Origin of the sequence: Sulfitobacter sp. AS59 (assembly GCF_038899995.1) — a bacterium.
In the GTDB taxonomy this organism is placed as follows: Bacteria; Pseudomonadota; Alphaproteobacteria; order Rhodobacterales; family Rhodobacteraceae; genus Sulfitobacter.
In genome coordinates this window covers 121786-143169 of the sequence record NZ_JBBMQK010000003.1, presented here as the reverse complement: position 1 = coordinate 143169, position 21384 = coordinate 121786, and the positions used below count along the sequence as shown (strand labels likewise).

25 protein-coding genes are annotated in these 21384 nt (G+C 56.2%); 8 read left to right on the top strand and 17 right to left on the bottom strand.

Annotation, left to right across the window (positions count from 1 at the left end; translation table 11 throughout):
- The first annotated feature begins 6 nt into the window (after nt 1-6).
- The gene (locus tag WNY39_RS08170) at nt 7-570 is read left to right on the top strand and encodes a hypothetical protein (RefSeq protein WP_342845078.1); all 564 of its coding nucleotides are present in this window, start codon (nt 7-9) and stop codon (nt 568-570) included.
- Here WNY39_RS08170 and zapE read toward each other — a convergent pair.
- Nucleotides 567-1625, bottom strand: coding sequence for a cell division protein ZapE (zapE, locus tag WNY39_RS08165; protein ID WP_342845077.1), 1059 nt, complete (start codon nt 1623-1625; stop codon nt 567-569). The two genes, WNY39_RS08170 and zapE, sit on opposite strands and share 4 nt — an antisense overlap.
- Before the next feature lie 126 nt (nt 1626-1751).
- Here zapE and WNY39_RS08160 point away from each other — a divergent pair, with 126 nt between their 5' ends.
- Nucleotides 1752-2993 (top strand): MFS transporter, encoded by a 1242-nt coding sequence (locus tag WNY39_RS08160; RefSeq protein WP_342845076.1) that lies wholly within the window; start codon nt 1752-1754, stop codon nt 2991-2993.
- A 27-nt stretch (nt 2994-3020) separates the two neighbouring features.
- Here the strand turns inward: WNY39_RS08160 and WNY39_RS08155 are convergent, their stop codons facing one another.
- The 8 genes from WNY39_RS08155 to paaI all read right to left on the bottom strand — a co-directional run bounded on the left by WNY39_RS08155 (nt 3021) and on the right by paaI (nt 9824).
- A complete protein-coding gene (locus WNY39_RS08155; protein WP_342845075.1) occupies nt 3021-3941 on the bottom strand; it encodes an ornithine cyclodeaminase in 921 nt (306 codons plus the stop codon).
- Nucleotides 3938-4558: an HAD family phosphatase gene (locus WNY39_RS08150; RefSeq protein ID WP_342845074.1), complete on the bottom strand. Its 621-nt coding sequence runs from the start codon at nt 4556-4558 to the stop codon at nt 3938-3940. Before WNY39_RS08150 ends, WNY39_RS08155 begins: the two co-directional genes overlap by 4 nt.
- Before the next feature lie 75 nt (nt 4559-4633).
- Nucleotides 4634-5083, bottom strand: a complete 450-nt coding sequence (locus WNY39_RS08145) for a YaiI/YqxD family protein (RefSeq protein ID WP_339761575.1) — start codon at nt 5081-5083, stop codon at nt 4634-4636.
- Between the two features lie 8 nt (nt 5084-5091).
- Nucleotides 5092-5925: an S-formylglutathione hydrolase gene (fghA, locus tag WNY39_RS08140; RefSeq protein WP_342845073.1), complete on the bottom strand. Its 834-nt coding sequence runs from the start codon at nt 5923-5925 to the stop codon at nt 5092-5094.
- A 102-nt stretch (nt 5926-6027) separates the two neighbouring features.
- The gene (locus WNY39_RS08135) at nt 6028-6957 is read right to left on the bottom strand and encodes an AEC family transporter (protein WP_341232639.1); all 930 of its coding nucleotides are present in this window, start codon (nt 6955-6957) and stop codon (nt 6028-6030) included.
- Nucleotides 6958-7005: 48 nt separating this feature from the next.
- A complete protein-coding gene (mbfA, locus tag WNY39_RS08130) occupies nt 7006-7980 on the bottom strand; it encodes an iron exporter MbfA (protein WP_342845072.1) in 975 nt (324 codons plus the stop codon).
- 99 nt (nt 7981-8079) lie between these two features.
- A complete protein-coding gene (gene paaK, locus WNY39_RS08125) occupies nt 8080-9390 on the bottom strand; it encodes a phenylacetate--CoA ligase PaaK (protein ID WP_342845071.1) in 1311 nt (436 codons plus the stop codon).
- Nucleotides 9387-9824: a hydroxyphenylacetyl-CoA thioesterase PaaI gene (gene paaI / locus WNY39_RS08120; protein WP_342845070.1), complete on the bottom strand. Its 438-nt coding sequence runs from the start codon at nt 9822-9824 to the stop codon at nt 9387-9389. Before paaI ends, paaK begins: the two co-directional genes overlap by 4 nt.
- 117 nt (nt 9825-9941) lie before the next feature.
- Here paaI and WNY39_RS08115 point away from each other — a divergent pair, with 117 nt between their 5' ends.
- On the top strand, nt 9942-10292 hold the full coding sequence (locus tag WNY39_RS08115) for a DUF2794 domain-containing protein (protein ID WP_342845069.1): 351 nt from the start codon (nt 9942-9944) through the stop codon (nt 10290-10292).
- Nucleotides 10293-10325: 33 nt separating this feature from the next.
- Here the strand turns inward: WNY39_RS08115 and WNY39_RS08110 are convergent, their stop codons facing one another.
- From WNY39_RS08110 to WNY39_RS08100, 3 genes are all read right to left on the bottom strand, one after another.
- Nucleotides 10326-11123, bottom strand: coding sequence for an NlpC/P60 family protein (locus WNY39_RS08110; RefSeq protein WP_342845068.1), 798 nt, complete (start codon nt 11121-11123; stop codon nt 10326-10328).
- Complete coding sequence (locus WNY39_RS08105; RefSeq protein ID WP_342845067.1) at nt 11120-12502, bottom strand: leucyl aminopeptidase family protein; 1383 nt, start codon at nt 12500-12502, stop codon at nt 11120-11122. The genes WNY39_RS08110 and WNY39_RS08105 overlap by 4 nt, the downstream gene beginning before the upstream one ends.
- 66 nt (nt 12503-12568) lie before the next feature.
- Nucleotides 12569-12946 carry a hypothetical protein gene (locus WNY39_RS08100; protein ID WP_341232632.1) on the bottom strand — a complete coding sequence of 126 codons (378 nt, stop codon included), beginning with the start codon at nt 12944-12946 and terminating at the stop codon, nt 12569-12571.
- A gap of 147 nt (nt 12947-13093) precedes the next feature.
- Between WNY39_RS08100 and WNY39_RS08095 the strand changes: the two genes are divergently transcribed.
- Together WNY39_RS08095 and WNY39_RS08090 are read left to right on the top strand one after the other, a co-directional pair.
- On the top strand, nt 13094-13744 hold the full coding sequence (locus WNY39_RS08095; protein ID WP_342845066.1) for a carbonic anhydrase: 651 nt from the start codon (nt 13094-13096) through the stop codon (nt 13742-13744).
- A 128-nt stretch (nt 13745-13872) separates the two neighbouring features.
- Complete coding sequence (locus WNY39_RS08090) at nt 13873-14415, top strand: hypothetical protein (protein WP_342845065.1); 543 nt, start codon at nt 13873-13875, stop codon at nt 14413-14415.
- 72 nt (nt 14416-14487) lie between these two features.
- On the opposite strand, the gene WNY39_RS08085 is transcribed toward WNY39_RS08090, so the two are convergent.
- The 5 genes from WNY39_RS08085 to WNY39_RS08065 form a co-directional block, all read right to left on the bottom strand.
- Complete coding sequence (locus WNY39_RS08085; protein WP_341232629.1) at nt 14488-15510, bottom strand: aspartate-semialdehyde dehydrogenase; 1023 nt, start codon at nt 15508-15510, stop codon at nt 14488-14490.
- Between the two features lie 76 nt (nt 15511-15586).
- On the bottom strand, nt 15587-16762 hold the full coding sequence (locus tag WNY39_RS08080) for an MFS transporter (protein ID WP_342845064.1): 1176 nt from the start codon (nt 16760-16762) through the stop codon (nt 15587-15589).
- Nucleotides 16759-17535 carry an HpcH/HpaI aldolase/citrate lyase family protein gene (locus WNY39_RS08075; protein WP_342845063.1) on the bottom strand — a complete coding sequence of 259 codons (777 nt, stop codon included), beginning with the start codon at nt 17533-17535 and terminating at the stop codon, nt 16759-16761. Before WNY39_RS08075 ends, WNY39_RS08080 begins: the two co-directional genes overlap by 4 nt.
- Before the next feature lie 126 nt (nt 17536-17661).
- Entirely contained in the window at nt 17662-18366 is a 705-nt protein-coding gene (locus WNY39_RS08070; protein WP_342845062.1) for a hypothetical protein, read from the bottom strand.
- Nucleotides 18338-18631, bottom strand: a complete 294-nt coding sequence (locus tag WNY39_RS08065) for a hypothetical protein (protein ID WP_342845061.1) — start codon at nt 18629-18631, stop codon at nt 18338-18340. Before WNY39_RS08065 ends, WNY39_RS08070 begins: the two co-directional genes overlap by 29 nt.
- Before the next feature lie 186 nt (nt 18632-18817).
- On the opposite strand from WNY39_RS08065, the gene WNY39_RS08060 reads away from it, so the two are divergent.
- The 3 genes from WNY39_RS08060 (at nt 18818) to WNY39_RS08050 (ending at nt 21323) form a co-directional block, all read left to right on the top strand.
- Complete coding sequence (locus WNY39_RS08060; protein ID WP_342845060.1) at nt 18818-19324, top strand: hypothetical protein; 507 nt, start codon at nt 18818-18820, stop codon at nt 19322-19324.
- A 179-nt stretch (nt 19325-19503) separates the two neighbouring features.
- Nucleotides 19504-20121, top strand: coding sequence for a ribonuclease HII (locus WNY39_RS08055; RefSeq protein WP_342845059.1), 618 nt, complete (start codon nt 19504-19506; stop codon nt 20119-20121).
- A 101-nt stretch (nt 20122-20222) separates the two neighbouring features.
- A complete protein-coding gene (locus WNY39_RS08050; protein ID WP_341232622.1) occupies nt 20223-21323 on the top strand; it encodes a site-specific DNA-methyltransferase in 1101 nt (366 codons plus the stop codon).
- The last annotated feature ends 61 nt before the right edge of the window (nt 21324-21384 follow it).

Genomic DNA, 21384 nt, shown 5'->3' with positions numbered 1-21384 from the left:
GATGTAATGGTGATTTCTCATAATATGCAAAATGGTGTCCGGTTGGTTTTGTCTGCGGCCTTCTGTCTGATGTTCGTCATCGCCGGCGGTGTCTTGATGTCCGATCATGATCGATCATCTGTTAGCTTGGCCATAGTCCCCTTGCCGGAAGCTGTCATTGAAACGGGGCTGTCTGATACCGCTCCATCGCTACATGCAGCGTCGGTTTCAAAGCCCGCGGCCGTTTTGCATAAAATACACACTGAAACAGAGATTGATGTGGGTGGTCTGATCAGTACGGTTGCGCGCTCATTTGATGATACGCGTTCAGGCTATGCGCTGGAATCCTACTTGGTTTGGGCCATTAAAGCGGGAAAATCCGATGTCTATATCGATTCCCTGCTCAACAGCGCCGCGTCCAAGGGACATTTCGAAGTTCCGACACCGCTCGCCACCTTGTCCGGACGACTGGACACGCCAAGCTTGCTTCGGTCTGTTTTAGTTGCCGCAAGAGACGAGGGTGCAGGCGGGACATTTAGCCGAATAGCCGCAGCACAGGTCGATCAGACGCTTGAAATTACGGGCTTTTAGCTGCCCCAGCCTTCGGCCTGCATTTCCCTTAGGCGCGATGCTGTCCGTTCAAACTCAAACGTGCCTTCACCTTCCAGATACAACATTTCCGGGCTTGCAGCGGCAGAGCAGATCAAACGTACCTTGGCCTCGTAAAGGGCGTCGATCAGGGTGACGAAGCGCTTGGCCTCGTTAAAGTTGGCACGGCCCAAGGACGGAATATTGTCCAACAGCAAAACACGGCATGCTTCGGCAAGCGCCAGATAATCGGCGGCCCCCAGCGGTTGGCCGCATAGGGCATGGAAACCCGCGCGGGCAATACCATTGCGAAACTGGGGGATAACGACTTCGCGGCTTTTGACGCGCAACGTCAGCTCTTCGCCGTCGCCGCCTGTCAGATCATCCCAAACAGCATCCATCGCCGCACGGCTTTCGGCGTTAACTGGCGTGAAATAGGATTGCGATCCAGCAAGCCTGTCTTGGCGGTAATCGCGTGGGCTGGTCAGTTCCCAAACAACCATCTGTTCCTTAATAAGCTCGATAAACGGCAGGAAAATCTCGCGGTTCAGCCCATCTTTGTACAGATCGTCAGGTATCCGGTTCGACGTGGTTACGACAACAACACCTGCCGCAAACAGCGCCTGAAACAGCCGCCCCACGATCATGGCGTCGGTAATGTCGGTGATCTGCATTTCGTCAAAAGCCAACACTTTGACAGATGCGGCCACATCCGCAGCGACGGGGGCAATCGCGTCATCGACACCGGTCTTGCGCGCCTCATGCATTGCGCTGTGAATTTCCTGCATGAACGCATGAAAATGGACGCGCCGGGCAGGTATATCGCCCATGTTATTCGCGAACATATCCATCAGCATCGATTTTCCGCGCCCAACGCCGCCCCACAGATACAAGCCCTTTGGTGGTGCAGGCGCGCGTTTAAAGAGCCCCTTTTTCTCGGGGTTAAGGAGGGCATTCCGGATGCGGTCAAACTCGGGCAACACCGCTTCTTGGGCGGGGTCCGGGGTCAGGGTGCCATCGGCGACACGTTCATCATAAAGAGCACGTAAATCTGTCATGGCAGAGGCTTACATGCTGTCCAGGCGTTTGAAAAGAACGCGGATGCAATCTGGCCAGCATCCAATTTGAATTGACGCCCGCCCGAGCAAAGGTAGGGTACCATTGGCGATAGAAGGACCAAGCCCGTGGCAAAGAACCCATCGATATTTACTCCGGTTTTGATTGTTGGGTGCGTGATCATCATGGTCAGCTTTGCCGTGCGTGCGTCCTTTGGCGTGTTCCAAATTCCGATTGCGGCCGAGTTTGGCTGGCTTCGCAGTGAATTTTCACTGGCGATTGCGATTCAGAACCTCGCCTGGGGCTTTGGGCAGCCCATTTTTGGCGCTTTGGCGGAAAAGATCGGTGATCGCCGGGCGATTGTTATTGGCGCGGTTGTTTACGCGGTTGGCTTGGTGCTGTCGGCCAACTCCGTCTCCCCGATCGAGCATCAGGCCTATGCATGGCTGGTTGGATTCGGCATCGCGGGCACAGGCTTTGGGGTGATCCTCGCCGTTGTGGGGCGCGCGTCAACGGCTGAAAACCGGTCGATGTCATTGGCAATTGTAACTGCTGCGGGCAGTGCGGGGCAGGTGTTCGGTGCACCGGTCGCTGAATGGATGCTTGGATTTTTGACGTGGCAGACCACGTTCATGGTGTTTGCCGGCGCTATTTTGGCGCTGATCCTGACGCTACCGCTGATGCGCGCGCCAGCGATGGCCAGCAAAGCCGAGCTTGAGGAAAGCTTGGGTCAGATTTTGGTTAAGGCGTTTAAGGACCCGTCTTTCACGTTGATCTTCGTCGGGTTCTTTTCTTGTGGATATCAGTTGGCTTTCATCACCGCGCATTTTCCCGCCTTCGTGACGGAGCTTTGCGGCCCGATTATGGTGGGAGGCGTTTTGCACAACATTGGCATCACGACGACTTCGGCGCTTGGGGCCATCGCGATTTCATTGATTGGGTTGGCGAATATCGTCGGGGTGTTGCTGGCCGGATGGGCGGGAAAGCGGTATTCGAAAAAGTACCTTTTGGCAGGTATTTACACGGCGCGCACAGTGATTTCAGCCGCCTTTATCTTGATGCCGATAACGCCAATGACGGTGATCTTGTTCTCCATCGGGATGGGGTCGCTTTGGTTGGCGACGGTGCCGCTGACCAGCGGTTTGGTCGCCCATATTTACGGCCTGCGTTATATGGGTACGCTCTATGGCATCGTGTTTTTCAGCCACCAATTGGGCAGCTTTATGGGCGTTTGGTTGGGCGGGCGGCTTTATGACGCGTATGGCGGGTACACGACGGTCTGGTGGATCGGCGTCGCCGTGGGCGCGTTCAGCGCATTGGTGCATTTGCCGATCCGTGAAAAACGGCTTGAAGGGCTGGTGACGGCCTAACCCTACATCAGACGCACGGTCGCCAAATCAACGGCTGGCGCGCCAGCGATCCAGAATATAGCGGCTGGTCATTAAATCCAGATGCGCCCCGCCGCCATTCTTGAACAGGGTGATGTCGTCGTCGGAACGTCGTGTGAAGTTTTCCAGATCGTAATAGTCTGCAATGATACTGTCGCGGGAAATGACACCCTCGGCGATGGGGATTTTCAGTTCTCCGATATGGTCGACGGTGGTGTCCAAGCTATCCACAAAAATGCGCGCGCGGGTCAATGTGGTATCATCCGCTTCGCGCATGTCGGGGCGGTATGCGCCGATCAAATCGACATGTTGGCCCGGTTGCAGCCATTCCCCTTTGATAAACGGGCTGGTGGCCATCGTGGCAGAGGTGATGATGTCAGCTCGGCGTATTGCCTGCTCAAGATCATCGGTAACTGTTAGGTTTGGTATCTCGGCAGCCATCGCTTTAGCGTTGTCAGGCGTGCGGTTCCAGACGGTAAATTCCGCATCAGGAAAGGCGGCGGAATACGCAGAATGCAGGCCGCGCCCTTGGGTGCCAGCGCCAAGGATCAGGATGTTGCGGCTGTCGGGGCGGGCCAGCCTGCGCGCTGCAAGCAGGCTGTCACCAGCGGTTTTCCATTTGGTGACAAGGTGGAAATCAACCAAGGCTTCCAGCATGCCGTTGCTGTCTGAGTAGAGCGATACGCCGCCATTCACCATCGGATCACCCTTTGCCGGGTTGCCGGGGAAAATTGTAGCGGATTTAACGGCGAGGCCCAGACCGTCAATCCAGGCAGCGCGGTTCAACAGCGTATCATCCCCGCGATACAGAAAAGTATCGGCGATTTCGGCTTTTGGCAGGGTGTGACCAGCCGCCAAAGCGTCGGTCAATCCGATCCAGTCAAGGGTGGCCTCACCTTCGGCAAAGGGGATGATGTCGATTTGTGTCATGCCGCTTCTTCTTGGGTCAGCAGCCCTTCGGACACCAGACGTTCGGCCCAGCCTGTGGGATCGGTGAACAGATGTGTGTGCCATCCACGCGCAGCGGCAGCGGTGATGTTATCTGGCCTGTCGTCGGTAAAGATCAGGTTCTCAGGGGCCAGTCCGCTTTGCTTTTCCAGCATGGCATAGATGTTCGGTTCAGGTTTGATGATGCCCATGTGACCCGAAATAAAGTCGCGGTCGAATTCGCGTAGAAATGGATAGTGATTGGCGGCCAGATCATAGGATTGGATGCCGAAATTGGTCAGCGAGAATACCGGAATATCCTTGGCTTGCAGCGCTTTCATAAGCCGTAGGGAATGGGGGATGACGGGGGCGGCCATTTCGATCCAGCGGTCATGCCAGAGCCGGATTTCATCGCGCCAAGCAGGGGTCGCATCGGCGGTGGCATAAATCGTTTCGGTGAAATGTTCGCCACTGTCGACGCGGTCGTTCATCGCGTGCAGGTCAACGGCGGCAAACATCTCTTTGCGGCGGGTTTCGCCAATGACGGAATCGAAAAACCGTTCGGGTTGCCATTCGATCAATACATTTCCGATATCAAACACGACTGCGGTTGGCTGCATGCGCTTTCCCTTTGGGTTGAAGGCGGAATCTTTCAAAAATTCCGGTGCGTTTTCTTTTAAAGAAAACGGCCCGCGCTACCGCTGAGCCGCTCGAATTTCACGTTCCAAGGCTTCTAGAAAACGGGAGCGGTCGGCTTTTGTAAAGCCCTTACCCCCGCCTTGGCGAAACGGATCGGCGGCGCGCAAATCCGCCATCAGATCGCGGGTCGCAAGGACGTTCCCGATATTCGCCGCGGTCAGAGCCTCGCCGTTATGTTTCAGCACGCGTGCCCCTGCTTCGACGCAGCGCGCGGCAAGGGGGATGTCGCCCGTGACAACCACATCGCCCGCCCCGCAGCGATCGGCAATCCAGATATCAGCAACGTCAGGGCCATCGGGGACAATGATATTTTCAACCAAAGGGTTCTGTGAAGGGCGTAAACCGCCATTAGAGACGATGAACATCCGGATTTTGTGACGGGTCGCCACGCGCTCGGCCTCGGCTTTTACCGGGCAGGCGTCTGCATCAATGTAGAGGGCGGTCATGAAAGCATTCAATCCGCGTAGAGCGCATCGGCATGGAAGGCGATGTGGTCTTCCATGAAGGTGGAGATGAAGAAATAGCTGTGGTCATAGCCAGGCTGCATCCGAAAGATCGCGTTTTGGCGACGCTTGGCAATGGCGGCGGCCAAAGCTTCGGGTTTGAGCAAATCGAGGAATTGATCATCGGTGCCTTGGTCGATCAAAACCGGCCCGTCAAAGCCCTTTTCCGCCATCAAGAGCGTCGCATCATGTTTCGCCCAAACTGCCGTATCTGAGCCGAGATACGCGGTGAGCTGTTTGCGGCCCCAGTCACTGTCGGAAGGGTTGGCGATGGGGGCAAAGGCGGACACGGATTTGAAACGTCCCTCCAGATTCATAGCCAAAGTCAGCGCGCCATGCCCGCCCATGGAGTGTCCGCAGATCGCTTGGCGATCCATGTCGAGCGAGAAGTTTTCGGCCAGCAGCGCGGGCAATTCATCGGCGATATAGCTCCACATTTGGAAATTGGGCTGCCAAGGATCTTCGGTCGCATTCACATAGAACCCGGCACCCTTGCCCAGATCATAGGCTTCGTCATCTGCCACGTCATCGCCGCGCGGGGACGTGTCGGGGAAAACGACGGCGATGCCGTGCTCTGCCGCCCAAGCCTGCGCACCGGCTTTTGTCATTGCGTTTTCATGGGTGCAGGTCAGCCCAGAGAGGAACCAAAGCAGCGGCACCGGCCCTTGCTTGGCTTCTTCTGGAAGGAAGAGCGCAAAGGTCATCTCGCAGCTGCAGGAGGTGGAGGCGTGGGAATAGACGCCTTGTGTGCCGTGGAAGCTGGCATTCTCTGAAATGGTTTTCATCGGACGTCTCCTGAGTTGCGCTGTTGGTTTATGGCTAACTTGCATTGACCTTTGCGGCAAGGGGCGGGTGCTGCGCCATGAGTATTTGAAAAAGGGTGAAGGTTAGAGGGTTGTCACCCAAGCGATGACTGCGCTTACCGTGGCGATGCTGAGGGTGGTCGACACCAAGATGGCAGCGGATACGCGGGCCGGGGCGACATTATAATGTTGGGCCAACATATAGACATTGCCTGCCACCGGTAGGGCGGCGGCGGCGATGATCACGCCCGCTTTGTAAGGATCGACGTTAAAGAACCACAGGGCGGCCATGGCAACAAAGGCGGGGTGCAGCACGAGTTTGCAAAAGCTGAGCCATCCGGCCACTTGCAGCTTTTCCGCCGATTTAGAGGCAAGCGAAGCACCGATGGCAAAGAGCGCGCCCGGGGTTGCGGCAGCGCCCAGGATGACAAGGAAGTCGTTCATGGGCGCGGGGATCGGAATGCGCAGGCCGGACCAGATGAAGCCCAAGGAGATCGCCACAATCATCGGGTTTTTTAAAAGGCCGATCCCGATGGTGCGTAGAATGCGCAGGCTCATCTGTCCATCGCGGCTGCCTGTAATGAGAATGACGATTAGGCTGGAAAAGACGATCAGGTCGACGGCGAGGGCCAGGACAACGGGGCCAATGGCCTGCGGGCCCAGAAGCAGGGTGAGCATGGGCACGCCCAGAAAGCCGGTGTTGCCGATGACGGCGCATTGGGCCTCCATCGCGGTGTTGGCGACGTCGAGATTGCGCAGGAAGCCGACAATGGTTGCGATGCCATAGACAAATGCCGTGCCCCATAAATAGGCCGCGACAAGGCGGCTGTCCCACACTTCGGCCAAGGACAGGTTGGCAGAGAAATGAAAGAGCATTGCCGATAGGGCAAAGTAAAACACGAACTTGGTTAGGTAGGCCGTTGCCTCGGCCGTGAAGAAACGGGTGCGCCCGGCCCAGTAGCCCAGACCGATCAGTGCGAAAAACGGCAGTGTTTTGAGGAAGATCGCGAGCATATGAAATTCGTAGCGGGCAACGGGTGTGGGTGCAACTATGTGTTGCGGTTAACCTGATCCGATGATGACGCCGACTGCGAATACCAAAGCGCCGCCCAGAACCACCTGAAAGGCCGCCCGGAAAAACGGCGTGTTCATATAGCGGTTCTGGATCCACGCAATGGCCCACAGCTCAACAAAAACAACGGCGAAGGCGATGATTGTTGCCGTCCAAAAATCTGTGATCAGATAGGGTAGCGCATGTCCTAGCCCGCCAAGCGTTGTCATGATGCCAGCAGACAACCCGCGTTTAAGCGGCGAGCCCCGGCCCGAAATCTGACCATCGTCTGAGGCCGCTTCGGTGAAGCCCATCGAGATGCCTGCCCCCAGCGACGCGGCAAAGCCCACGAGGAAAGTCGTCCATGTGTCTTGCGTCGCGAATGCTGTGGCAAAGATCGGGGCGAGGGTTGAGACGGAGCCATCCATCAAACCGGCCAACCCCGGCTGCACCCAGGTCAGGACAAACTGGCGGTGTGCTTCGCTGTCTTCCTTGCTGATGATATCGCTATCAAGATGGGTGGCCGCCAAGTCATCCGCCGTGCGTTGGTGGCCTGCCTCGGCGGCGGCCAGATCGCCCAGCAGTTTGCGGGTGGAGGCGTCGGTGGTGCGGGCCGCCGCCTGGAGATAGAAATTCTCGGCTGATTTTTCCATTGCGGCGGCTTCGGCGCGGATACGGTCAAGGCCAAGGTTCTGGATCAGCCAGACGGGCGTGCGCGCATAATACCCCGATACATGTTCGCGGCGGATCAGCGGGATCGTGGGGCCAAAACGTTTGGTGTGCAGATCGATCAGGCGTTGCCGATGGCCATCTTCCTCGGTTGCCATGCCTTCGAAAATTGCAGCGCTGTCAGGGAATTCTTCGCGCAGGTTTTCCGCATAGCCCCGATAGATGCGCGCGTCGTCTTCCTCGGACGAGATCGCGAGGGCGATGATTTCCTGTTCGGATAAATCTTTGAAACGTTTCCGATTGAGAGAGAACAGCATGTGGAACCTATGAATTGATTTAGAACGATTCTAAACTTGATGGCGGTATATTTCAAGGGTCTCTTCCGTCGTGGAGCAGTCTGCGGGTAGCCCCGTTCGTTAAGGTTTTTTCCGTCTGTCGATAATCCGGACGGCTTTGCCCTCGGAACGGGGGACGCTGCCCACATCGCTGACGTCAATTTTGACGCTGATGCCCACGGTTTCCTTGATTTGGGCTGCGAGGGCGGCGGCGGCGGCGCTGCGGGCGTTTGCGTTGATATTAAGGCTGGCGCATTCACATAGCACGCGCATCTGGTCCATCCGATCCGGTTTGGACAGTTCGATTTGGAAATGCGGGGCAAGATCGGGGATGGTCATTAATGCTTCTTCGATCTGAGTGGGGAAAACGTTCACCCCGCGCAGAATGATCATATCGTCGCTGCGGCCAGTGACCTTTTCCATCCGGCGCATGCTGCGGGCGGTGCCAGCCAAAAGGCGGGTCAAATCGCGGGTACGGTAGCGGATGATTGGAAACGCCTCTTTGGTGAGGGACGTAAACACCAGCTCGCCTTTTTCACCGCCTGCAACGGGCTGGCCGGTTTCGGGGTTGATGACCTCGGGATAGAAGTGATCTTCCCAAATGTGCAGGCCGTCTTTGGCTTCGACACATTCGCAGGAAACGCCCGGCCCCATAATTTCGGATAACCCATAGATATCAACGGCATGCATATCAAAGGCTTGCTCGATCTCGACCCGCATGGCGTTGGTCCAAGGTTCGGCACCAAATATGCCTACGTCCAGCGAGGATTGGCGCGGATCGATGCCTTGGCGGGCGTATTCATCTAAAATCGATAGGGCATAAGACGGCGTGACCGTGATGCCATTGGGTTTGAAATCCTCGATCAGGCGGACTTGGCGTGGGGTCATTCCGCCCGAGATTGGCACCGTGCTGATACCCAGCTTGTCTGCGCCCAGGTGAATACCCAAACCGCCTGTGAAAAGCCCATACCCATAGGCGTTATGCAGCATGTCGCCCGGTTTTAGACCGGCGGCGCGCAAGGATCGTGCAACCACGTTGCCCCAGTTTTCAAGATCGGTTTTCGTGTACCCAACCACCGTTGGCTGGCCCGTGGTGCCAGAGGACGCGTGAATACGCGCGAGTTGTTCGCGCGGAACGGCAAACATGCCAAAGGGGTAATTGTCGCGCAGGTCGGTTTTGACCGTAAAGGGGAATTTAGCCAGATCGCTGAGGTCGTGCAAATCGTCAGGATGCACCCCCGCATCATCAAAGCTTTTGCGGTAGAACGGGACGTTGTCATAGGCATGCCGCAAGGACCATTTCAGACGCTCCAACTGCAATGCGCTGATCTCATCCCGGCTGGCGATCTCGATGGGATCAAGGGTTTCACGGGCGGGGGTGAGGTCTTTCATGGGGTCATTTCCTCCTCGAAATGCTGGCCTTTTATGCTGCGCGACAACCCACGGAATAGCGCGATTATGCGGCCATCCTCCCCCGTGACGGTCACGTCATAGACACCGGATCGCCCGGTCTTTGATTGTTCGATTGCCTTTGCCAACAGACGTTCACCCGACTTGCCCGGGGCAAGATAGGTGATCTGGTTTTGCTGCGCGACGACAAGCTGGTTGTAGCTGTTACAGGCAAATGCAAAGGCACTGTCGGCAAGGGTAAAGATATAGCCGCCATGACAAATACCATGACCATTCAACATGTTATCCGCCACCGTCATTGAAAGGTGCGCCTTGCCGGGCGCGATATGATCGATCCGCATACCAAGGTTTTGGCTGGCCTTATCGGTGGCCCACATGGCAGCAGCAGATTTTTCGGCACGGGTTTGCGGGGTCATGGTGTGTCGCCTTTGTGTTTCACAAAAGTATTCGTTGCATAAATATTGTAACGCTTTCAAGATAATTCATCTGACATAAAGCTTGATTTGAGCCGTGATCGACGCAACTGTCAAAGTATGACGTTGCACTTACACCACTCAAATACCAAAAACGACCGCACGCCCGAGCAGGTCGCGTTTCACCGGACCGAATTATCCCCGATATTATCCCTATACGGCCGCATGGTTGCTGCGGGTGAATGGCGTGACTATGGCATTTCCTGCTTGCAGGAGGTCGCTATATTTTCCGTGTTTCGCCGGACGGCAGAAATGCCGCTGTATCGCATCGAGAAGCGGCCAAAAATGCGGCTGAAGCAGGGGATGTATTCGGTGCTGGGCCCGAACGGGCAGGTGCTGCGCCGCGGTCAGGATCTAAGCGCGGTTTTGCGTGTGTTAGAGCGCAAGCTGATCCGCGCCATCGACAGCTAACGCTGCGTCGCGTCGAGACCGACTATTATGGATTTAAGACCATTTGGAAGACGTGATGCGCTTGTGGCCCGTCATCGCACCGTCGGTTTTGGCGATACGGTCAATCGCTGCTGTGATTGGCTCTAGCGTTACGGCCATCTTATGCGCATTTGCGTGGATCAACAGATTAGGTTCGAGCACGAGCGCGATATGTCCCCTCCAGAAGAGAAAATCACCCCGTTTGAAATCGGAATCAGCGGGAAGGTGTTCGCCGAGCAGTTGTAATTGTTGGTCGCTATCACCGGGGCAGGGGATGCCGCAGGCAAGGCAAGCGGCCTGAACGAGGCCCGAACAATCAATTCCCCAGCGGCTGTTTCCACCCCACAGATATGGCGTGCCTAGAAACAGTTCGGCAATATCGCCCAAGTCGGATGCGACGGTACCGATTGGGCTGAGATGCTGCATCGGGATGTACCCCAACGTCGTGTGCGCAAAGTCATTGTCCTGTGCCAGAACAGTAATCAGACTGCCAAAGGTCAGTGATGTTTGATCCGGCGATTTGAAATCAGGCTTAAGATAGGCATGGGTGGCAGGGGCGTCTACGGTATGGGTTGGCTGGGTCTGTGCCCCGATGGCGGTTTCGGCTACGAAGCCGCAGTAGCCGTCTTTGCTAAGTTGCACATAACACCACCCGTCCACCTTGGCCAAAAGGGTTAGGTGATCCCCGAAAATCGCCTGCCGGTCCCGCGGCCCGGCGAGCACCCGGCATAGGTCTGTCACGGGTACGATAATCTGTCCCGGTTCGTTGTGACGGACAAGGGCAGGATCTGGCGTTAGGCGAAAGTCGGTCATTTTTCGAAAAGCGTTTCAATGGCTGAGAATAATGCGCGGTTGGCTTGGCCGACCCCGCCTTTGGGGCGGGCCGGGGCGGCGGTGGGTTGCCAGCCGTAGATGTCAAAATGCGCATAGGGGCTGTCGGTCACAAAGCGGCGCAGGAATAGGGCCGCAGTGATACAGCCGGCAAAACCACCTGTGGGCGCATTGTCTAGGTCCGCGACACCCGGTTCAATCATGGCCTCATAGGGGGTGTGAAATGGCATCCGCCAAACCGGGTCCGCGTGGGTTTCTGCGGCGGTTTCTATGGCTGAAACAAAGGTTTCGCTGTCACTGAAATAGGGCGCAAGATCGGGACCGACGGCAACGCGTGCTGCGCCCGTGAGGGTGGCCATTGAAATGATTTGATCGGGCTTTTCCTCGTCCGCGAGGGCAAGGGCATCGGCCAGAACCACGCGGCCTTCGGCATCTGTATTGTTAATCTCGACCGTCAGCCCCTTGCGTGATGTCAGGATATCCTGAGGGCGGAATGAATTGGAGGAGACCGAATTTTCGACGGCGGGGATCAACACGCGCAGCTGGATGTTCATGCCGGTGGTCATGATCATATGGGCGAGACCCAGCACGGCGGCGGCACCGCCCATATCTTTCTTCATCAACCCCATGGAGGCGGCCGGTTTTAAGCTCAAGCCACCAGTGTCAAAACAAACACCCTTGCCGACCAAGGTGACTTTTTTACCGGATTTCCCCCAACGCATGTCAATCAGACGCGGCGCGCGGTCGGCGGCGCGGCCAACGGCGTGGATCATGGGCAGGTTTTGCGTCAGCAAGTCGTCGCCGGTGATGACGCTGATATCGGCACTATGCGTCTTTGCCAGATCACGCGCAGCTTGCTCAAGATCGGGTGGGCCCATGTCGGATGCGGGGGTGTTGATCAGTTCGCGGGTCAGCATTTCGCCGTCAGCGATCGCAATCAACAGGTCAGCATTTACGCCATCTGGCGCGATCAGTTCGCCCTGCAGGGGCGCGGGTTTTGTATATCGGTCAAAACGATAGGCGGACAGCAGCCAGCCCAAGGTTTCGTTCGCGAGTGTTTCGGGGGGCAAATCAGCTTCCAACCGGTACACAGCTTTGGGCAGCTTTGCGGCTGCAGCGGCAAGGTGAAAGCGCCCCCGCTTGCGCGATGTTTCGGTGCCATATCCGGCAATAGCCATCTGTGGGGTGCCATCCGCCGCGGGGATAACCAATGCTTGGCCCAACGCAGCGGTGAAACCGTTTGTCGCGACCCAATTTGACACCGGTTCAGCTTGGCTGCTTAGCCAGATATCAAGCTGGTCCTCGGGCACCAGGTGCAGTGGAATGGCATGAGACTTCGGGTCGGCGAATTTTGCGGGCATTGGGGTGCTTTCTGAGACATGCGGCTTGCGCAGCAGCCTAGTCGTATCCCCGCCATCCGCAAGCCGTCAGATTGACATGTCCTGCGTATCCCAAATGGCGGTCAGCGAGCGTTCACCCACGCGGACAAGTCGGGTCAGGGTCGCGGCAATCGCCACTTCGTCATTCTGGTCGACGGATTGCATGACATCAGTGGCAACGGCTGCGAGTTTCTGCAAACCGACCTGCTCTGCAATAGCGATCAAGGATCGGCTGTTTTTGCGCAGTTCCAGCCAATCGGAGGTGCGATACAGCCGGTCACAATGCGAGATACGCAGCGCCAATTCTTCCATCGCGCGGCAAACCACGTCTTCAGCATCCGATTCGCCCAATTGCTGGTAAAGCGAACCTAACCGTTCTTGATCGACGCAGACCCGTTCGGTTGGCCGCATTTGCAGAACTTGCATTTCATCACCCCGTTAAAATGTCCCCACGACGGGCATTTTGTATGTGATAAGTCGTGTTCAAATGGTTGAGGTCGAAGCACCTTTTTGCTCGAATACGAGGCAAATTCAGTGTAGTTACGGCGGAACGAAAAAGGATTGAGCTGTATTATGGATAACGCGAAACCACTGCCATCTTACCTTGTGCAAAGATATTATGGTTGGAAAGCAACAACTTATTCGGAAAATCAGGCTTGGTACCGGCGTCTTGCCAGCGATGGACAACACCCGCGTGCGATGGTGATTTCCTGCTGTGACAGTCGCGTTCACGTGACGTCCATTTTCGGCGCGGATCAGGGCGAATTCTTTATCCACCGTAATATTGCGAATCTGGTGCCAGCGTTCAGCCCCGATGGTCAGCAGCATGGTACGTCTGCAGCCGTGGAATATGCGGTGCAGTCGCTGAAGGTCGCACATTTGATTGTACTGGGGCATTCCAACTGCGGTGGTGTGCAGGGCTGCATCGATATGTGTCAGGGCAAGGCCCCGCAACTGGACGAGAAAAGCAGCTTTGTAGGTCGTTGGATGGATATTTTGCGCCCGAAGTACGAGATCGTCGCTGATATTGAGGATCGCGAAGAACAGGTTCGCCAGCTTGAGAAACACGCCGTTATGACGTCGCTTGAGAATCTGATGACCTTTCCGTGGATTGCGGAAAAGGTCAAAGACGGCAAGCTGACTTTGCATGGTTTGTGGACAGATATCGGCGAAGGTGGGCTGGAGTGTTATAGCGCTGACAAGGAAATTTTCCTTCCCGTGTAAGGGCAATCGGCAAGAAACTGACGGTACATTTTTTTACACTTGTCAAAATACACGCGGGGTGATTTCCTCGCGTTATGATTGTATCTGTGATTCTGCTTTTCTTCTCTTTGGGTGGCATCTGGATGTCGATGTCAGTCCCAGTTTGGTCGGATGCCATTCTGGTTGCAGCGCCCTGTGCGGTGGCCAGCGTCGTCATATTGTGCAGTGAAACGCGCAAATGGATCGCGCGGCGGGCAGCATCACGGGCTAGATCAATCGTGATTGACGGGTCCAACGTGATGTATTGGCAAGACGGCACGCCGCGTATCGAATGCGTGAAAGAGGTGGTCGGTCATTTGACCGGTCTGGGGTTCAAGCCCGGTGTGATGTTTGATGCAAACGCGGGTTATTTGTTTTCGGGCAAATACTGCGATGACAGAACGATAAGCGAACTGTTAAGGCTGCCGGTTGAAGACGTCATGGTCGTGCCCAAGGGCAACCCGGCAGACCCCTATATCCTTTCGGCTGCCCGAGATCTGGGGGCCTATATCATCACGAATGACCGGTTTCGGGATTGGGCCAAGGATTTCCCAGAAGTGCGCGAACCGGGTCACCTGATCAAAGGTGAATACCGCAAGGGCCAGCTGTGGTTTGATTTCACGGCGGACGAAACCACACTGCAAGCGGCTTAGGTTTAGACACCTTTGATATCAAAAAGGGCCCGCGAATGACGCGAGCCCTTGATTGTTGGATAGCCTAGAAGCTTAGCCTTTTTTCAGCACTTCGCGACCCAGCAGTTCGGCGATCTGTACGGCGTTTAGGGCGGCACCCTTGCGCAGGTTGTCGCTAACGCACCACAGGTTGATGCCGTTGTCGATTGTGCTGTCTTGGCGGATGCGGCTGATGAAGGTGGCGAAATCGCCAGCGCATTCAACGGGTGTGACGTACCCACCGTCTTCACGCTTGTCGATCACCATGACGCCGGGGGATTCGCGCAGGATGTCGCGGGCCTCGTTTTCGTCCAGATGGTCTTCAAACTCGATGTTGATCGATTCGGCGTGGCCGACAAAGACAGGAACGCGCACGCATGTGGCGGTGACTTTGATCTTCGGATCGACGATTTTCTTGGTCTCGACCATCATCTTCCATTCTTCTTTCGTGTCGCCGCTGTCCATAAAGACGTCGATATGCGGGATCACGTTGAATGCAATCTGCTTGGTGAACTTGCGCGCAGGCTTGTCATCGGTCGGGTTGTAGATCGATTTGGTCTGATCCCACAGCTCGTCCATGCCGTCTTTGCCCGCACCGGACACCGACTGATACGTCGATACGACAACGCGCTTGATCGTGGCGCGGTCATGCAGCGGCTTGAGCGCCACAACCATCTGCGCCGTCGAACAGTTCGGATTCGCGATGATGTTTTTCTTGGAATAATCGTGGATTGCCTGCGGATTTACCTCAGGGACGATCAACGGGATATCGGGGTCGTAGCGATATAGCGACGAGTTATCGATGACCACGCAGCCGGCTTTGGCAGCCTTGGGGGCATATTTCTTGGTCGCTTCGGAGCCGACGGCGAACAATGCCATGTCCCAGCCCGTAAAGTCGAACGTATCGAGGTCTTTCGTCTTGAGTGTCTTATCGCCAAAGCTGACTTCGGATCCCATAGATTTTCGCGAGGCAAGTGCCACGATCTCATCCACAGGGAAGTGGCGCTCGGCCAGAATGTTCAGCATTTCACGGCCCACATTACCAGTGGCACCCGCGATGACGACGCGATAACCCATCTTAAAACTCCAATACTAAAATGTGATGGTGCGCGCCTCTTATACCGCTTGGGGCTGCGGGGAAAGGGGGTGCGCGTTAATGGGCCGTATCGCGTGAAAACAGATAGACGAACAACCCTGCGGCCATCATCCCCGCGAATAAGGTGAAAATCACGACATAGGGTGCTTGGGCCGTGACCGCTGGTTGGCTGGCACCAAAGGCGCGCCCTGACAGGAATTGCGCGACACCGACCCCGCCAATGCTGCACAGGTTCAACAGCGTCATGCCGCGCCCGATCAACTGAGGGGGTAGAAAGCTGCGCCCGTGTGCGATGATCACAGCATAGGTCGCGCCGAAAAAGCCGATTGCTGCCATCAGCAACGTCGCCAGTATCAAACCGCTTGCCGGGAAAAAGATCAGTCCCAACAACGCCAATAGGTTCAGACTGGTCCCCCCGATCACGACCCATTTGGTACTGCCCATCAGCCGGTCAAGCGGGCCATAGGCAAAGGTGCCCGCGACCATGGCGGCCCCCATAAGCAATGTCGCCAAACCAATTTGATGTGCATCTGCGGCAAAGACGTCTTCGAAATAGGGGCCGATCCAAAGCCCGCGCAGCGCGCCGACTTGGGCATAGCTGACGGCCATGATCGGGAAAATGAACCACAATGCCTTGATCTTGAAAACCGCCAAAAGGCTGCCGCGCGCCTCGCCCTCGGGGGTGGCGGGGTCGCGCACGACGGCCCAGATGCCAATCGCGGTCAGGCTGGTGATCGCGCACAGCCCCCAAAGCGACGCGCGCCAGCCGATTGTTTCAGCTGCAATGGCCATCGGATATGAGGCGACCAGGTTACCAAAGGTCCCGATGCCGACCATGACAGACGCCAGAACCACGAAACGCGCCGGCGGGTATTCACGGGCAAAGATATAGTAAGACGCCATAAGAACCGGCGCACAGCCGATGCCGATCAACGCCATCGCAATATGTATATGCAGCGGCACCGTCGCCAGCGCAAATACCGCAGCACCGCCACCGCCACCCACCAGCAAAAGGGCAGCCGCCGTCCGGCGTGGCCCGACGGTATCAAGCGCCCAACCGACAGGAAGTTGCATTGCCGCGAAGGCAAAGAACCATAGCCCAGATGCAAAGGCGAGATCCTCTGGCCCGGCACCGATATCGGACCTGAGCGCGGGGGTCAGGACGGCCAGAAAGGCGCGAAAAAACTGGCTAAGTATATAGCCGATGCCCAGCACGACGATGCCGCGTGTCATTTGAGGGTATTTTTCCATTTGGCGGCCAGGGCTTGCGCTGTTTGGCTAAGGATCAGAACATCCGCCCCAACAGCGACAAAGCGCGCGCCTGCCTTGATCGCGGCGTTTGTCATGTCATCTTTCATCGACAGGATACCTGCCGCTTTGCCAGAGGCGTCAATCTTGGCGATGGCCCCCAAGATCGCCGCCATCACGTCAGGATGCGCCGGATTGCCCATATGCCCCATATCAGCGGCCAGATCGGCAGGGCCGACGAACACACCGTCAATGCCGTCGACCGCAAGGATATCGTCAAGGTTCTCAAGGCCTTTGCGGCTTTCGACCTGTACCAACAGGCAAATTTGGGCGTCCGCTGTTAGCCCGTAGTCGGCGATCTGCGAAAACCGCGACGCGCGGGACAGGGCATAGCCCACACCACGGTCACCGTGGGGCGGATAGGTTGTGTCGCGCACGAGCTGTCGGGCTTGGTCGGCATTATCAACCATGGGGACCAGGATTGTCTGGGCCCCCGCATCCAGAATTTGCTTGATCAGATATGTTTCGCCAATAGGCACGCGCACAACAGGGTTGCTGGGGGACGCTTCGAGCACCTGAAGCTGGGCGAGGATGGTCCGCAGATCGTTGGGCGAGTGTTCGCTATCGATCACCAGCCAATCAAAACCAGCCGTTCCCATCACTTCGGCGCTGTAAGGATTGGCAAGGCCAAGCCAACAGCCAAAAACCGTTTTGCCATCTTTGAGAGCTTGCTTGAACGGATTGTGAGGGGCGGGCATGGGCGTGTTCCTTGGCAATGTATTCACACGCACCCTAGGGGGATGACTTGACCACTGTCCAGTGGGGGCGCTGCCCCCGCCGCCTTTTGGCGGCTCCCCCGGAGTTTATTTGGCAAAATGAAAATGTCAGAGAACCTTGATCACGTCCTTGTCGATCGCAAGCATATAGCCACGGCGGGCGATGTTTTTAACGAGCAGTTCGGACACGATCTGATTGCCAAGGGTGTCGCGCAGCCGCTTGATCCGGGTGGCACCTGCTGCCTCGTCACAGTCAGAGGCGTTGCGGCCTGATATGACACCTTCGATTTCCGACCCTGACAGAACGTCATCATCCATGCGCGCCTCGGCCAGTACAGACATGGTTTCCATCGCGGCGGCGGTCAGTTTGAAGCCGAGATTGTTGAGATAGACGGTATTTTCCTCGCGGCTGATAAGCAGGGAGTTTACCTGAATACCGACGCGTTCGATCTGGGCCATGCGGCGGTTGAAGCTGATAAGCATGATGAGAAACACAAGTGCTGCGATCAGCATTGCCGTGGCAAACACAAGCAGGACGATGATGACAATGCGGTAGCTGGCCAGCGTTTCCGAAAAGGCGGTGCCGGATTGCGCGAGGATTTCGAGCAGCTTGATTTCAGCCTGGGTGGTGAGGTCGTCGTTTTCGATAAAGATGCGTTCGACCTGGGCATTAAACGCGTTGGCATCGGGCAGCGCCCATAGCAACAGCCCCGCGCCGATCAGCAAAATCAGCGCAACGGCGGCAATTCCACCGCCGACCAACCGGCCACCGGCGCGGCGTATCTCAGAAGCGGAGGAAGTTTGGTCCGGCACTGTCTTTCCTTTGGGTAAGTCCATCATCGCCAAAAACCGAGACGATATTAAGCAATGTCCAGCCCTTGGCCGCGAGGCGTTGCGACAGTTGGGCTTGGGCAGAGTTTATGCTGCATTCCCCCGAGATTTGCGCAACGCCGTAGTGGAGGCGCAGCGGGTTTTCCTGTTTTGCCTTATAATCCGCATAGCACCCGGCAGCCTGAACCGGCAAAGCGGCGAGACTGAGGGCGGCGGTTATCACCAACATATATAGCGCGTGTTTCATGCCTTAAACTCTGCGCTTTTATGGTTGGGTATTCAATATCGATCGGGGCTGGCCGCGTTGATATCCGATAACACCGGCCCGTTATTGCCTGTCTGATGCGGGAAAGCCCAGTTTGATCCCAGAGGCCGAAAACAGTTTTGGCTTTGCATGGGTCTGGACCCGTGCCCGTTTTGAAAGGATCAGACCATGTATCAGAAATTTATTGCAACCATCGCCGTGCTCTCAATCGCGATTACCGGTTTAAGTGCTACCTCTGCCGCTGCTGGGGACCGAAACCGCGATCTGGCGCGGATTGCTGTAGGCGTGTTGGGCGTGGCGATTGTTGGCAAGATTATTCACGACAATAACAAGGATCGCCGGGAGCAAAACCACGTGACCCAAGGCCACGGAAATCGCGGTCATGTTGTGACGCGCGAGAGGGTTCAGCCGCGACCGTTGCCCCAGAAATACCGGACTCAAAAGCATCGCCCCCGCCAAGATAGCAAGCTGTTGCCGCAGAATTGTTTTCGCAGCTATGACACGCGTCGCGGACAAGTTGTGATGTTTGGCAGCCGTTGTCTGCAACAGAATTTCCGCCACGCAAACCGTTTGCCGCAGCATTGTGCGCAGACTATCCGGACGTCTCAGGGAAAGCGCAGTGGTTATGATGCCCGCTGCCTGCGTGGTGCTGGATACAGTTTGGCGCGGGGATAAATCCGCGCGCTAAAGCCGGGGGACATTGCGTTCATCCGGATTGAAGGGAGAGGTGTTCGGGCATCTCTCCCTTTTTAATGATACTGCGTGGCGCGGATGTGCGCCTTCGGCGAGGATATTGTTGAGCCAGAGAAGCCCTAGGGGTTGAGAATCGGTGACGTCTGGGGTTTCAGGGCGGGATGGGACCAGATTTTGAATTTGAGCGTGACGCCTATGCGCGCGGATATATGCGCGTTGCAGGGGTAGACGAAGTGGGTCGCGGGCCATTGGCCGGACCCGTTACGGCGGCAGCTGTTGTGTTGGACCCGTCCCGTATTCCCGATGGACTGAACGATTCAAAAAAGCTGAGCAAGAAGGCGCGGGAGCGATTGTATGAGGAGATCATGCAGGTCGCGGATGTGAGCATTGCCCATGCATCGGTCGCCGAAATTGAAGAGCTGAATATTTTGCGGGCCAGTCATCTTGCGATGGTACGTGCCTTGGACGGGCTGAAAGAGCCCGCCGATTTTGCGCTGGTTGATGGCAATATGTTGCCGCGGGACCTGACGATCAAAGCGCAGACGATTATCAAAGGGGATGCGCGGTCTCAGTCGATTTCGGCGGCATCAATCATGGCTAAAATATGTCGAGATTATGTCATGTTGTCATTGGCGCAACAGCACCCGGGCTATGGGTGGGAAACCAACATGGGATACGGGTCAAAAAGACACATAGAGGCGCTTCGAAATCTTGGGGTAACCCCACACCATAGACGTTTGTTCAAGCCCGTACACAATATGTTGTATCAAGAAAAATAACTAACTAGTTGATTCAAAAAAGAAATTGACCGCGAATCATCTGTCAGGGCATCTTAGTCTCAACCAAGAGCACACAATGTGCCGGGGCAGAGGCAGATATTATGAAGACCATGACAAAGGGTGCAGACGCACTTCCCTTGAATACAATTATTGCGGGCGACTGCATTGATGCGATGAATGCGCTGCCCGAGGGATCAGTTGATCTGATCTTTGCGGACCCGCCGTATAACCTGCAATTGCGGGGCGATTTGCACCGGCCTGATAACTCAAAGGTTGATGCAGTCGATGACGCTTGGGACCAGTTTTCAAGCTTTGCCGTATATGACGAATTCACCCGTGCCTGGCTTAAGGCTGCGCGTCGGTTGCTGAAGCCAAACGGTGCGATTTGGGTCATTGGCAGCTATCATAACATTTTCCGCGTTGGTTCTGCCCTGCAAGACCAAGGCTACTGGATTTTGAACGACGTGGTTTGGCGCAAGTCCAACCCGATGCCGAATTTTCGCGGCAAACGCTTTACCAATGCGCATGAGACGATGATCTGGGCTGGCAAAGACGAGAACGCGAAATACACGTTCAACTACGAAGCGCTGAAAGCGCTGAACGAAGGTATCCAGATGCGCAGCGATTGGGTTTTGCCGATCTGCAACGGCCATGAGCGTCTGAAAGACGACGCCGGTGATAAAGCGCATCCAACACAAAAGCCCGAAAGCCTGCTGCACCGTATTTTGGTCGGTTCGACCAATCCGGGTGACGTGGTGCTGGATCCGTTCTTTGGTACGGGTACCACCGGTGCTGTTGCCAAGATGCTGGGCCGTGATTTTATCGGGATCGAGCGTGAAGAAGCGTACCGCAAGGTTGCCGAAAAACGCATTAAATCTGTGCGCAAGTTCGACAAAGAGGCATTGCAGACCACGACATCCAAGCGGTCCGAGCCGCGTGTACCGTTCGGCCAATTGGTTGAGCGCGGCATGCTGCGCCCGGGAGAAGAGCTTTATTCGTTGAATGGTCGTTATTCGGCCAAGGTCCGTGCCGATGGCACGCTGATCGGCAACGAGGTTAAAGGATCCATTCACCAAGTCGGTGCCGCCTATGAAAAGGCACCCAGCTGTAATGGATGGACATACTGGTGCTACAAAAAAGACGGCAAACGTGTGCCGATCGATATTTTGCGCCAGCAAATCAGGGCGGAAATGGCCAACTAGGCCCCGCTTTTTCACACAAGTTTTATGAACACCGCCGGTGCCCCGCGTCTTTCTACATGAA